General features: G+C 43.4%; 12 protein-coding genes. 6 read left to right on the forward strand and 6 right to left on the reverse strand.

Annotation, left to right across the window (positions count from 1 at the left end; translation table 11 throughout):
* Positions 1-112: 112 nt before the first annotated feature.
* Positions 113-709, reverse strand: a complete 597-nt coding sequence (locus tag VLA57_RS03035) for a hypothetical protein (RefSeq protein ID WP_020444081.1) — start codon at positions 707-709, stop codon at positions 113-115.
* A gap of 320 nt (positions 710-1,029) precedes the next feature.
* Between VLA57_RS03035 and VLA57_RS03040 the strand changes: the two genes are divergently transcribed.
* Positions 1,030-1,575 carry a DUF2799 domain-containing protein gene (locus VLA57_RS03040; RefSeq protein WP_262880874.1) on the forward strand — a complete coding sequence of 182 codons (546 nt, stop codon included), beginning with the start codon at positions 1,030-1,032 and terminating at the stop codon, positions 1,573-1,575.
* A 176-nt stretch (positions 1,576-1,751) separates the two neighbouring features.
* Here the strand turns inward: VLA57_RS03040 and VLA57_RS03045 are convergent, their stop codons facing one another.
* The 3 genes from VLA57_RS03045 to VLA57_RS03055 form a co-directional block, all read right to left on the reverse strand.
* Positions 1,752-2,153, reverse strand: coding sequence for an ExbD/TolR family protein (locus VLA57_RS03045; RefSeq protein ID WP_011514224.1), 402 nt, complete (start codon positions 2,151-2,153; stop codon positions 1,752-1,754).
* A gap of 100 nt (positions 2,154-2,253) precedes the next feature.
* Positions 2,254-2,943 (reverse strand): MotA/TolQ/ExbB proton channel family protein, encoded by a 690-nt coding sequence (locus VLA57_RS03050; protein ID WP_133105085.1) that lies wholly within the window; start codon positions 2,941-2,943, stop codon positions 2,254-2,256.
* A 106-nt stretch (positions 2,944-3,049) separates the two neighbouring features.
* Positions 3,050-4,036, reverse strand: coding sequence for an energy transducer TonB (locus VLA57_RS03055; protein ID WP_133105086.1), 987 nt, complete (start codon positions 4,034-4,036; stop codon positions 3,050-3,052).
* Positions 4,037-4,370: 334 nt separating this feature from the next.
* Here VLA57_RS03055 and VLA57_RS03060 point away from each other — a divergent pair, with 334 nt between their 5' ends.
* From VLA57_RS03060 to VLA57_RS03075, 4 genes are all read left to right on the forward strand, one after another.
* Positions 4,371-5,423 carry a siderophore ABC transporter substrate-binding protein gene (locus tag VLA57_RS03060; RefSeq protein WP_133105087.1) on the forward strand — a complete coding sequence of 351 codons (1,053 nt, stop codon included), beginning with the start codon at positions 4,371-4,373 and terminating at the stop codon, positions 5,421-5,423.
* Positions 5,424-5,504: 81 nt separating this feature from the next.
* On the forward strand, positions 5,505-6,611 hold the full coding sequence (locus VLA57_RS03065) for an ABC transporter permease (protein ID WP_133105088.1): 1,107 nt from the start codon (positions 5,505-5,507) through the stop codon (positions 6,609-6,611).
* A 62-nt stretch (positions 6,612-6,673) separates the two neighbouring features.
* A complete protein-coding gene (locus VLA57_RS03070; RefSeq protein WP_333954322.1) occupies positions 6,674-7,744 on the forward strand; it encodes an iron chelate uptake ABC transporter family permease subunit in 1,071 nt (356 codons plus the stop codon).
* 45 nt (positions 7,745-7,789) lie between these two features.
* Positions 7,790-8,560 (forward strand): ATP-binding cassette domain-containing protein, encoded by a 771-nt coding sequence (locus VLA57_RS03075; RefSeq protein WP_333954323.1) that lies wholly within the window; start codon positions 7,790-7,792, stop codon positions 8,558-8,560.
* Positions 8,561-8,600: 40 nt separating this feature from the next.
* Here VLA57_RS03075 and VLA57_RS03080 read toward each other — a convergent pair whose 3' ends face one another.
* Positions 8,601-9,890, reverse strand: coding sequence for a PepSY-associated TM helix domain-containing protein (locus VLA57_RS03080; protein WP_333954324.1), 1,290 nt, complete (start codon positions 9,888-9,890; stop codon positions 8,601-8,603).
* Positions 9,891-10,076: 186 nt separating this feature from the next.
* Positions 10,077-12,170: a TonB-dependent receptor domain-containing protein gene (locus tag VLA57_RS03085; RefSeq protein WP_333954326.1), complete on the reverse strand. Its 2,094-nt coding sequence runs from the start codon at positions 12,168-12,170 to the stop codon at positions 10,077-10,079.
* A gap of 649 nt (positions 12,171-12,819) precedes the next feature.
* Here VLA57_RS03085 and VLA57_RS03090 point away from each other — a divergent pair.
* The gene (locus VLA57_RS03090; RefSeq protein WP_011514233.1) at positions 12,820-14,226 is read left to right on the forward strand and encodes a uracil-xanthine permease family protein; all 1,407 of its coding nucleotides are present in this window, start codon (positions 12,820-12,822) and stop codon (positions 14,224-14,226) included.
* Positions 14,227-14,246: the final 20 nt, after the last annotated feature.

A 14,246-nucleotide genomic window follows, 5' to 3' on the forward strand; every position in this document is an offset into this window, starting at 1 on the left:
ACACTGCTAAGGCTCAAACTGTCAACTGAAAATGACTAAGTGTCTGCCAAAAGCACTTGCATATCGCTCGTTTATGGAGACGAAAAAACAATTTGCTACCTTGTGGCGATTTTTATAGGATCTTTTGCATCTGCAGCGCCCACTCTTCAAGCTTTTCTTTGAGCGCTAATAAATCGCTCTCAATCAATTTTTGCTGATAAGTAGGATTGGTCGCAGGGCGTACATAAGCGATATCTTCCCAATAAATCACGATACTATTTGCCTTAGTCAATAGCCCCTTTACGTAGGGCTCAATACTGACTGGCAAATCAAGTGGCATCTTGTCCAAACTGACATTGGGCTTCTTAATTGCCGTATGGGTATTGCTTTGATTCGCACGAATAGCCGTTGGCACGATAAGCTTATTATCATCTGTAGTCGTATCGACAAAGCTACTATCTGGTCGCCATTGCCCATCAATCACTTGATAGCGGGTAAACGGCAGATTGGTATTTTCTAATATTAAGCAATACTGACCCATCATTCCGCGACCATACTCGTTGTCTTTACCCTTTATCCAGTCAGGACAAGTGACCAGCTTTGGATTGAGCTGCAAGCGGCGCGCGGTCATACGCAGCTTATCTAAACGCTGATCGATACCGCTCGGCTTGAGCGCCATCATACTCCCTAATACGAATAGTACAATGAGAATAGCAATCCACATACCCATGACAATCTGACCTTTTAGCTAATAAGTTCGCTCATAGCAGCGATTATTTTATACGTGACTGACCTTGATAACTGTATTTATAATGCGTGTCAGCTCTCAAAAATCAAGAACAATAGAGCGCAAGTACACAAATTACCGCATGCTAGATTATCTATCGTTATGAGACAAGCCACCAGCTAATCTACAATATCGCTGATATTTATAGTGGCATATCAAATACTTAGTACAGAAAGCTACTCGTTCGATAACAAGATACAAAAAGTCGGGCATATAAAAAAGTGCTATGATAAACCATAATTTTAAACGCGCGCAGGTTTATTATGAATAATCTTATTAAGCGAAACTCATCGAGTGCCAATTTTACTCAAAAATCGCGCAGTCCAATCATGAGTAGGTCCAACGTTGCATTAACACTAATCGGTGTTGCCTTATTTACTTTATCAGGCTGTGCTACCACCCAAAAAAGCCTGACGCCGCAGCAATGTCAAAGCAGCAACTGGCAAGAAGTGGGCTATGCCGACGGTATCAATGGGCGCTCAGGGGATTATTTCGGTCATTATGCTAATAGCTGTGCTCGTGCTGGCGCTCCCATGCCAAACCGTATTCAATGGGAACAGGGTCGCCAGCTGGGGCTAAAAAAATACTGTACCGAGCTAAATGCTTATAAGCGTGGTCGTGAAGGTTATGACTGGCAGCCTGTCTGCCCGCTTGAAGGCATTGAAAAGCTCGAAGAAGCTTACGCGCAAGGTCGCTATTACCATATCCGCCAACGTGACCTTGATTACTTGCGGTCGCCTTATCCGTTTGGTTATGGTCCTAGACGCTATGGCGGCTACGGCTATCGCCCGTTTGGCTACGGCTGGTAAGCATTTATCAAGAATAAAAGCCAAATAATACATTAATAAAATAAAGGAAACCTCACAAGATTACCTTGTGAGGTCGGAGAGAAAGTTTATTATTTTAATGGTTCTTATTATTATTCTGCTGATTTTTCTGTTAATAAGCTTGCTGATACTTCTAGCAAGTATTATGGCTTTAACGATTATTCATTAACAAAGGCTATTTTGCTTAGTCCCGCTTCACTCGCCGCTGCCAACACTTGAGCGACGGTATCATATTTACTGTCTTTATCAGCACGTAGCTGTACGGAAGGATCTTTGCCAGCGGCACTTTGCTGCTGCAAGCGTACTTCTAGCTCTTCCATACTAATAGGATCGCTGTCCCAAAATATTCCTGCATCTTTATCAATACTGATTTGAATCGCTTCGGGCGGGATTTCATTTAACATCGCACTGGTCTTTGGCAAATCTAATGGCACTGCCGGATTCAATACGCTCGCCGTCAATAAAAAGATAATCATCAATACCAGCATGATATCGATCAGCGGAATGAGGTTCATCTCATTCATGCTTTGACTACTATCATCACCCAATTGAAATGCCATTATATTCTCGATACATTTTGTATAATCATCAAAGCTATTACTTTCTAGCTTATCTGTCGCTTCGCTTTCTTTTAATGTAAAACCCTATCAATAAATAGAGTTACGGCTGTGATGGTGCTGATTCATGATAATGTTCTGTTTGTTGAGGGGCTTGCGTCTCTGTATGATTACCTTTTACTAACTGAGCTTGAGTCACGGCAGGTTCATTATTTATTAATGATTGTTGTGTGACTGCTAGCTCAGCAGATTGCGCCAGTAAATCATGGGCGCGATCATTTGCATGGTACATGATGCTACGATTAATACGTACAGCAAGGTTATAGAACACTACCGCTGGAATCGCTACGGCTATTCCTAAACCGGTCATGATAAGTGCCTCTCCGACCGGTCCCGCTACCTGCCCAAGTCCTGCTTGTCCGCTCATACCAATATTACGTAGGGCATGGAAAATACCCCATACTGTCCCAAACAGACCAATAAACGGTGCAATCGCTGCTGTCGTACCAAGGATAGGCAGACCACGCTCGCTAGCAAAACGGTAGCGACCAATGTGCTTTAGCAAGGTTTGCTCAGTAATCAAACGCCGCGTCGCTGCATCTGCCACGCTTAGATCTGAGCGTTTTGTCTGCATCTGCTGGCTCAAATCATCAGCAACAGTCGTCACCAATTTTCGGCTTTGTAGCACCCGAATGATGCCCGTGACCCAAGAGATGATAGATAAAGCGAGCAGTAAAAAGAACAAGGTTCTAGTCACCATGTCGCTATATTGCCAGTAAGTTGTAAAGTCCATGTCAGACTCCCTAGTAAGTTGTGCCATCACATAAACCTGCAGCGACTATCGCATTTAGTCTTATCGTGAAAAGATTAGAATGTATGTTTTTATAGATGGATAATCATTAAGGTACTGCGTAGCTCACAGGCAAGGTCACATTGCCAACCACTGGTACGCCAGCATTATTAGTAAAGGGTTTAAACTTGCCTGAGCGCACTTGCCGCGTCGCTTCTTTATCCAATGCCGCATTTCCCGAAGATTGAGCGATACGCACATTATCGATCCCGCCCTGCTTATTTACCCTGAGTATCAATACTACGTTGAGCGTATCACCCGAATTTGCTCGTCGTGCAACGCGCTCAGGGAAACTGAAGTTTGGGGCTGATACCCAATTTGCTGAGCTGGCGGTAAAATTGACAGGCTCATTACTTTCAGCAGCTGCTTTAGCGGCCTCTTCTGCTTGCTTAGCCGCTCTTGCTGCTTCGGCACTCGCTTTAGCTTGGGCATCTCGAGCGGCTTTAGCATTTGCTACTCTTTGCGCTTCCTGAGCCTGTTGCAGCTGTACTTCTTGCGCTGCTTTTTCCGCTTGTGCTGCTACAAGTCGACGTTGCTCAGCTTGCTGATTGTTAAGCTTTTGGTTATTAGCAAGCTGCTCAGATATGGCTTTATCAATGGCGGGATTTGGCTCTTCTTGCTTAGTCTGTTTTTGTGACGGCTTTTCTTGAGCAATCGACGTTGTCTTTTCTTTTTTGACTAGCGGTGTAATATCAGGTTTGCGTTCTTGTACCACTGGTTGTTTTGGCGTCTCTGTGACTGGCTTTGGTTTTATTATAGCCTGCGGTTTTGGCGCTGGCGTGCTTTTATCTATCACAACCTTAGTCACTTCTTTTTCAACAGATTTCACAACTTTTACCGGCTCTTTAGGTAACGCAGCAGGTAATGATACCAGCTCTATTTCAATAGGCGGCGTCTGTTTGGGCAGCGCGACTTTGGGTGCAGACGGTTTCATTGCCACCAATGCCACTGCCGTGAGCACGTGAAGCCCTACTACAACTAGTATCGCTATCAAGATTGATTTAAGTGGGGGCGTCTCTAAATCCGTTGAACTCATAATACTCTAGCATTTAACCGTCATAGAATGGTGGTGATAATAATGCAAACGATAATTATTATCAATAGTAAATTTCTAATATTTCAGGCGTTATTGTGAATTTTTTAAGTTCAATCTAGGTCAGTATGCGAGTCTATTATAACCTGAATACACTTAGTTAATAAAAATCATTATCATCTTTATTGATAATACGTCTCAATTACTTTATGATGGCGGCTGAATTATTTACCCAATTTATAATAAAACACCGAATCATTTAACCTGCCGTTAAATGAAGATTTTTATCGAGCAGGTTGTATAAAACTGCCAAAACCCGTCCTATACCGAGTTATCTATGTCTACTACCTCACTCTCTAGCCACCGTGCTACTCCTGTTTTTAAACGTCCCTTAATAGCTGCACTCATGACAGCACTGCTTACTAGTATTACTGTAACTGGCTGTAGCGCTCCTGAATCTAATGACTCAGAACCCGCAGATAGCAACACCGAAAATAAAACCGCTGATAAAGCCAAAAATGTCGCCACTAACGAGGCGGCTTCTGTGACCACTATTAGCGTTGATACCATCAAGGGATCTGTTGATTTGGCAATCAACCCATCGCCGCTAGTGGTTTATGACATGACCTTGATGCAGGATTTGGCAGCGCTCGATGTCGCTGTTGATGGCATGCCGAGCGGTCTAAAATTGAATAATCTGCATTCAAAAACTCAACCAGATCCGAAAGAAGTCGGCACGGTATTTGAGCCAGATCTTGAAGCATTAAATGCAATGCAGCCACAAGCTATCTTGGTCGGCTCGCGTATGGCAGAGAAATATAATGCGCTCTCAAGCATCGCCCCAACGCTTGATATGAGTATTGATACTGCCAATATCTATGAGTCTAGCAAACAGCGCTTGCATGATTTGGGTGCGTTATTTGGCAAGAGCGATCAAGCCTTGAAGCTGCAACAGGATATCGACGGTCTTATTGATGAGACGAAAACAGCGACCAAAGATAAAGGCAATGGCTTGGTCATCATGGTTAATGGTAATAAGTTGTCTGCTTACGGTGCTAAGTCACGTTTTGGCTTTATCCATACCGTACTCGGCGTACCGATGGTAGATAATCAGATAAAAGACGCCGATCATGGTCAGCCGGTTTCCTTTGAATACTTGCAAAAAACCAACCCTGACTGGTTGTTTGTAATTGACCGTAGCGCGGCTATCGGTGAAGAAAACGTTGGTGCAAAAGCCGTCTTGGACAATCCATTAGTCGCGCAAACGACAGCTTGGAAAAAATCTCAAGTGGTTTATCTAAGCCCAGATTCATACCTTGCATTTGGCGGTTATTATCAGTGGATGCAAGATTTGACCGCGATTAAAACGGCATTTAGCCAAGCAAAGTAAATATTTTTATTCGTTGAAAACCAGACGTAAGTGCCCATTCTTGCGTCTACCCTTTACGCTAATCATAAGTTAACAGTCGTTATGTCGTTATTTTCTAATCACGCTACCAATATAGATAAAGTTAATAGCGATAAACCCCTATCTTCTGCACCATCACAACGGCAGCAGAAGATAAATGGTCAGTTAAACTCTAAATCACGACACGCAAAAATAGCACCTTGGTTAATAAATACCGCAAGCTTTGTCATCATGGGAATGTTGGTATTGCTAAGTTTATCTATTGGGGTTGCTGACTTTTCATGGTCAGGTGTTTTTCATAGCCTCATCAATCATAGTGCAAACTCAGACAGCTCGCTGATGCTGGTCAGCCGCTTACCACGGACGATTGCTATTATTTTGACCGGTATCGCCATGGCAGTGGCAGGTATGATTATTCAAGTGGTACTCAAGAACCGCTTTGTTGAGCCGTCTATGGTGGGCGCAACTCAAAGCGCTGCCCTTGGCTTATTGGTGGTGAGTCTATTCTTTCCGGCCAGCGCGCTAATTGTAAAGATGAGTGTGGCAACCATTGCGGCGGTATTTGGCATGATGCTCTTTATGCTGCTGATTCATCGTATTCCGCCGACAGATTTCTTGATGATTCCGTTGATTGGTATTGTCTTTGGCGGGATTATTGATGCTATTACCACCTTTATTGCCTATCAAACAGAAACGTTACAGATGCTCAGCGTTTGGCAATTTGGTGACTTCTCAAGCGTGTTGTCAGGACGGTATGAGCTGTTATGGTTGACTGGCGTGCTATGTATTATCGCTTATATTATCGCCGATAAGCTGACCATTATTGGTTTGGGCGATAATATTGCTTTAAATTTGGGTATTAGTAAGCGTCATGTGACGTGGATTGGCGTTGGTATGGTCGCCATGATGAGTGCCGTGGTCGTGGTTACGGTTGGAATGATTCCTTTTATTGGTTTGGTCGTGCCGAATATCGTTAGTCGCATTATGGGCGATAAGCTCAGGCGTAGCTTGCCAGCGGTAGCGTTATTGGGCGCTTCAGCGGTATTACTTTGCGATATTATCGGGCGCTCGATTCGCTATCCGTTCGAGATTCCGGTAGCGACCGTCTTTGGCGTGGTCGGAACGGTGGTGTTTTTATGGCTATTATTACGTGCGCCTGCTGAGTCCTAAATGAGTTAGATTATCTAAGTTATCATTGTTTTACTTGCCATTCTCTTTTATAAGATTAGCGTATGTTTTTATCTTCTGCCTCGTCTGGTCAAACGACTGATGCTACTATTGATAGTGCTGCTAAGAGTGCTACCGCCAACCTGAACCCATTGGCAAAATTCTGGGCAAGGCTATGCTTAGCTATCAGTCAACATCCTAAATCTGTTGCTGCTCTTGTTTTATTAATCTCCGCCATATTATTTTTAACCGTCAATGTCCATGGGCATTGGGACTTTGCCCTGCCACTACGGGGTAAAAAACTATTGGCGCTGATGGTGGTCGGCTACGCAATTGGGGTCTCTACTCTGCTTTTCCAGACTTTAACCCATAACCCTATCCTCACGCCCTCATTATTGGGCTTTGATTCGCTTTATGTATTATTACAAAGCGTATTGGTATTTTTCTTAGGGGCGATTAGCTTTACTAGTTTTAATCCGATTGCCAAATTTTCGCTTGAGATTGTATTGATGTTTGGTTCGTCGTTGCTGCTGTTTAAATTACTGTTTTCCAAAAGCATTCAGGACTTAACGCGGCTGATATTGGTAGGGGTTATTTTTGGCGTCTTGTTTCGCAGCTTATCAGCCCTGATTGCGCGACTGATTAATCCAGATGATTTTGTGGTGGTGCAATCGGCAAGTTACGCGCAGTTTAATACGGTCAATCCGCAGCTATTAAGCATTAGCCTATTTATTTGTGTCGTAAGTGCGCTATTTATTTGGCGCTGGCGGTATCAATGTGATGTGCTCATGTTGGGTAAAGCGCAGGCAACTAATCTCGGTATTAACTATCAACGTTTGGCATTTGGGCTATTAACTGTCATCGCGGTATTGGTTGCTACGGCTACCGCATTGGTTGGTCCAGTGACCTTTTTTGGCTTACTGGTCTGTGCCTTAACCAATCGAATGGCGCGTCATATGTATCACAGTGAGCGGCTTATTTTAGTGAGTTTAGTAGCGATGATTTGCTTGGTACTTGGGCAGAGCATATTTGAGCAAGTGCTCGGTATGGCGGGTGTCCTGTCCGTCGTGATTGAGCTGGCAGGCGGCTTGGTATTTTTAGCCTTGATATTTATGAGCCAACGGCGCTTGAATTAAAAACTCTAATCACTTATTAAACATTCAGCTTAAAAAAGAAGCATTATGATAAAAATAACGGGTGTATCGCATCATATTGGCAAGCAGCAGATTTTGCACGATATCAACTTATTATTGCCACCGTCACAAGTCATCGCTTTAATTGGTCCCAATGGTGCCGGTAAATCGACGTTATTTTCGGTGATGGCGCGGTTGCAATCCTTGCAAAGCGGACAAGTGAGCTTTGCTGTAGATAATGAGGAACGTGATATTGTTCAATGCGATGCGCGTACCCTTGCGACAACAGTAGCGATGCTCAGTCAAGACAATCAAGTACAAGGGCGGCTGCGGGTGCATGAATTACTGATGTTTGGGCGCTATCCGTATCATCAAGGTCGTCCAACGGCAAGCGATCAGGAAAAAGTGGCTGAGATTATCGAACGCTTTGAGCTAGAGCCATTAGCGGAGCGTTTTTTATCTGCCTTATCGGGTGGACAGCGGCAACGGGTGCTGATTGCGATGATTGTTTGCCAAGATACACCGTATTTATTGCTTGATGAGCCGCTAAATAATCTCGATATGTATCATTCAGGTCGCTTGATGCGTGAGCTGCGTGAGTTAAGTCATAGCCAGCAAAAAACCGTGGTCATTGTCCTCCATGGCATCAATCAAGCCGCCCAGTTCGCTGATACGGTGGTGACCATGAAGGACGGTCAAGTACAAGCTATTGGATGCCCTATCGATGTCATTACCCAAGAGACCATGAAAGATCTCTATAACGTTGATGTCACTGTAATCAATCACCAAGGTCGACCAGTGATTATCGATACGGTTTAAAATTGTACTTGTAAACGGCTTTGTCACTTTAAGACCAATTTTATCTCAGCTTTCGCAAAGATTTTAAGCGTTGCTGTCGACCTTTCCACCACAAATATATCCCAGTACCAGACAAGACGGCAACGGCTAGTCCAATCAATGCCAAGAATATTTGATATGCCAGATGACCGGCACCATGACTGATATGTCCCATATGTAAGGTGGATAGCCATTGGTCAGCTTTATGACCAAATGAGGCGTTTTGATAAGCAAAATTTATTTTCTCAACACTACCATCTCTTGCATTGACTGCAATTGAAGACGCGCCACTTTTCTTGCCGATGTCTTGATTGGTTTTAAAGCGCATCTGCCACTGCTTATCTTCCTCAACCCAGCGAATACCCAATAATTGCTGTACGGTCAGTCCGTTTTCTTGCGCGGCAATAGTTGCTTGCTTGCTTAAATAATTGATACTATTGGCTTTATTAACAATATTAGCAGTGATCATTTCAGTGCTAACTGGCGCGCTAGATTTATCTGCTTTATTTGATTTACCTTCTTTGCCTTTGTTACCGTCAAGACCGACCACCGCTTGCATCACTGGCTTATAGATCTGCTGCAAATTAAACCCCACACTTGACCATGCAATCACAAACAGCATCAGCCACAACCATAAACCAAACGCATGATGCGCGTCATAATTAAGCTTAAAGGTATTGGTTTTGGTGCGGATTTTCCACGCAGGCAGCCAGCGTTTTAATAAAGAAGCCCGTTTTTTAGTAGGATATTGGGGCGGTACCTGATTCTTTTTAACCGCTCTTGGAAAGGTTAAATAAAATCCAATAAAACAATTAATCGTCCAAACAAGCGCAATAATACCTAGTACTAACTTACCAATATCACCAAGCAACAACTCACGATGCAGCCAGAACACCTTCCACATGGTATTGCGCCATGCCCATTCGTCTTTATCACGCGTGCCAATGATATCCGCAGTATAGGGATTGATATAAACCTCTTGAAATAAAGGCGCAGGTTCTACCTTTACATCGCCTTTATATTTATCAACCGCAAAGACGACGGCGCGGTTAGGCTCGATTGCTACTGGCATGGTCGAAAAACTGTATTCTGGATAATGGCTAATCACCTTGTCATGCAAGGTGGCGATAGACAATGGCGGTATCTGCGCTTGCTCAACAACCGCCAAACGCTGATTAAATACCGCGTCCAGCTCATCGTGAAATGCCAATAGCGCGCCCGTTATACCAGCCATAAGTAAAAAAGCGGCCATCACAAGTCCAGTATAACGGTGAATCCATAGGCAAGTTTGGCGTGAGTTAAATGAAATCATTGATTATTATTCTTTGTTAATTTTAGCGTTAGAATAATGCGCTAAATGCTGATGTGTTAAAGACGCATAAAACGATTTAAAAAAGACATCTGGTTTAAAAAAGAGGTTTCAACATAAAAAAGCCAGCTCTTATACAAAGCAGCTGGCTTTTTTGATACTCATTTTTTACGCATGATCAGTATAAATTTAGAACTGATAGGTTAAAGATGCTTTGATATTGCGACCGGGTTCAAAGTCGGTACGCAAACCATCTGCTTGTTCTGCAAGCGAACGTGACGCATGGCTGGCATAGGTTTCATCAAAGATATTATAAACCCCAACAGTCGCTTTTAAACCCTCGACTTGTTTTGGCATATAGCTCATAAAAATATCATGCACATCATAGTTAGACTTTTCAGGCTGGGCAGATTCAGTTTTGGGCGTGATGGCAGCCACATAGGTACTGCGCCAGCCCAGCTCGGTGGTGTCTGTTGGTACGTAGGCCAAGTTCACCATATATTTATCGCCTGAGTCGGCACTGCCACCCGTTACTGATGGGATGCTATAGCCCGTTTTATCACCTTTGCTACGTGCATGGGCATAGCTTAGACCCATGCTAAAATTATCCATTTTATAGTCAGCAGCGAGCTCAATACCTTTAATTTTAAAATCTTCGTTACTATTAACAGCGCCTTGACAATCACCACCAGATTGTCCAGTGGCACAGTCTAAGCCAACGCGAGTACCACCAGAACGGACAAATTCAATAAAGTTTTCGATATCAGTTTCAAAATATTTTCCGCTAAGTTGTAGCGCATCGCCCGCTACCGTTAGGTCACGCAATGTCTTAACGATACCAATCTCAGCATTTGATCCTTCTTCTGCTTTTAAGTCTTTATTGACGTAGGTTTTGTCGCCGTCTGAGTTAAAGATCGCTTGGCTCAAATCAGGGCCATTAAATAACTGCGTATAACTGGCAAATACTTGCGTTAACGGTGCAATCTCATAGCTTGCTGCAAGCGCACCAACGACATTGTCATAAGTTTTGCCACCAGCAACAAATTCAGGCGACTCATAACGGTCGTAGCGTACGCCCGGCGTTAAGGTTAATTTGCCATTTTTCCACTGATCTTCTAGATAAATAGAGGTATTCTTGGCTTCATCGGTGCCTTTTTTAACAAAGTCACGCTCTAGCTCAGATTCTTTTTTATAGTGTTCAATACCAGCGATTAGCTTATGGCTGCCGACATTGGTATCAATAACACTGGTATTTTGAATTTTTGCGCCGGTGGTTTTTACGCCCGCTTCCCAGTTATAACCTGGCTTTGTCGTATAGTCGGTATCGCGTGAAATCTGCGTTTCGGTTTGATAAACATTGGTATCGACATTGACTAAGTTACTGGCAGGATTGTAGCTATAGTCTAAACCATAGGTATCACGCTTAACCTTTTGCGGCAGAATTTCATTCCAACTGCCAACGCCTGGGCTTGCTGGGAAATCTGGACGTAACGGGAACATGCCTTCGTTTTCGGTACGGCTAAAGCTAGCCCCTACGTGATGATCATTGGCAATATACGCACCTGCCTTTAATAAAATATTCTCGCCTTTGCTATCTTCCGTTTGGATCTTACGACCTTCGCCATCTTCACCCGCATTGGCATTACGCTGACCATAATAAGCCAGTAAGTCTATATTATCTGTTGGGGCAGCAAACACAGTTGCTGAGGTGAGCAATTCATCATTATTACTAGCATAACCTGCATGCAATTTGGCACCGATTTTTTGCCCCGGTTTTAGCAAATCAGCGGCATCAACGGTTTTAAAAGCAACTGCGCCACCTAGCGCATCGTTACCTAGTGTCACTGAGTTATTACCGACCGATACTTCCGCTTGTTTTAGCAAATCAGGGTCAATGGTCACATCGCCCATATGATAAAACAGCGTGCCTTCTTGGCGAGCGCCATCAATAGTGACTTTTAGATTGGTATCATCCAGTCCACGTACGCGAATGCGTTGATTAACTGCTGACGTACCACCTACCGTAACACCGGGTACGACATTTAAAAAATCACTTAAGTGGCTTGCCTGCGTAGCTGGGGTATAGCCTTCAACATCAACATCGCCCTCTTGCACGCTTTCACGTACTGAGCTGTTTGCCGTCACTGTGATAGTCTGTAAGGTAGTGCTCGGCATATCTGCTGAGGTCCCAGCACTCGCCGCTTGTGCCCCTAGTACTGCTGCTACGCCCATAGACAATACGGTCAATCGACTAGAAAATCTTGCTAATTTTACTTCGCGCATAACATACTCACTTTATCTAGTATAAGAATTTTAAAACTCGTTTAGTAAACCAATAATCAGTAATTTTTGCCCAAAATCACTTTCTAAAAAGCTTGATGCTTTAATAATTATTAAGTTTCATATAAGAATGACATTATTAATGTTAATGATAATGATTAGCGTTTAAATATTGACAGGCATAATAACGAAGTATTAACAATTTGGCAATATTTAAACTGAAAAATTTTCTTTTAATATCTTTGTACGCTTGTATCAGCACCTGCACATCTGATGAATACCTTTAGTCTATTGCTGTCTAGATAAGTTCCACCTATATGCGGAGGCGGTTATCAGCGACTGAGTGATTATTTATAAACGCTGAATATCAAAAAAAAGTATTGCAATATACTGCCAATTACATATACCCTAAGATAGTTGACTATTTAGTCAGGTTTGTACATACGACTATCGGTCAGACTGAGAAAGACTGGTTATTTGCTTGCATGTATTTGCATAAGGATCATGCGACTCTGTGTTTGATACTGTGTAAACAGCAATCTGCGATAAGGGCTTAGAGAGACCCTCATATGTCTCCTATTTATCAACGTAACGCTGTCTCTAAATATCTTTACAGAGCTTGGACTAAAAGTCACTTTAGGAGAAAGCCAAAATGAGTGAGCATACTCAAGGAAATCCCGATTTATTGTACGGACTGCACGACCGTCCTGCGCCTGCAAAAGCATTTTTAGGTGCGGTACAGCATGTACTCGCCGCTTTCGTTGGTGTTATTACGCCCTCATTGATTATTGGCGGTGCTTTGGGTCTAGGTGAGCATATTCCCTACCTGATCAGTATGGCGCTAATGGTATCTGGGGTTTCAACCTTTATTCAAACCCGTAAATTTGGTCCTGTCGGTTCAGGGCTAATGGCTCTGCAAGGCACCAGCTTTGGTTTTTTAGCGGCAGTGTTAGCAGCAGGTTTTGTAGTAAAAAACCGAGGTGGTAGTCCTGAGGAGATTCTCTCTGTTATCTTTGGCGTGACATTCTTAGGCGCCTTTGTCGAGATATTCTTGAGTCAGTTTATTACTAAACTTAAATCCTTGATGAGCCCTATCGTCACCGGCTGTGTCATTGTCACTATTGGTTTGTCCCTAACCAAAGTTGGTCTAACCGATCTAGCAGGCGGTGTTGGCGCAGAAAATTTTGGTAGCATGGAGAATTTGCTACTGGGTGGCGGGGTCTTAATCAGTGTCGTGCTTATTAGTATCGTACCTAACAAAGTTATTCGCTCAAGCGCTATTTTTATTGGTCTGATGTTAGGCTTGCTGGTAGCAGCATTTATGGGTCGTATTGACTTCTCATTAGTCTCACAAGCCCCGCTACTGACTGTACCTGTGCCTTTTAAGTTTGGTTTTAGTTTTGATTGGCAAGCGTTTATACCGATTGCTTTTATGTATATCATTACCAGTATCGAGACTGCTGGTGATTTGACCGCGACGTCGATGATCTCAGGTGAGCCTATCAAAGGTCCACTATATGAGAAACGTATCAAAGGTGGGGTACTAGCCGATGGTGTCAACTCTGCCATTGCTGGTATCTTTAACAGCTTCCCAGTCACTACTTTTAGCCAGAATAATGGCGTTATTCAGATGACGGGTATCGCTAGTCGCTATGTGGGCTTCTATGTCGGCGGTATCTTATTTTTTATGGGTTTATTCCCTATCCTAGGTGCTATCTTCACTCAGCTACCGAAACCAGTAGTTGGTGGTGTGACACTGCTTATGTTTGCAACCGTAGCGACTGCTGGTATTCGCATACTTTCGACCGTAAACTTTACCCATCGTAATATCTTAATTATTGCCACCTCTCTAGGTTTGGCGATGGGTGTTGCCTTTGTGCCTGATGTCTTTGCACAAATGCCGCAGATGTTCCGTAATATCTTTGGTTCAGCAGTGACCGTATCGGGTATTATCGCGATTACGCTTGATATGATTTTACCAAAAAGTTTTGGTGCGGAGTTTGATACGGCTGACCAGCATGCTGAGGATGACGTGAAGCCTGCTCGTGAAGCCGCTTAAGAATCAAGGGTTAGATGATT

Source organism: Psychrobacter sp. S4(2024) (assembly GCF_036861305.1).
GTDB classification, from domain to species: Bacteria; Pseudomonadota; Gammaproteobacteria; order Pseudomonadales; family Moraxellaceae; genus Psychrobacter; species Psychrobacter cryohalolentis.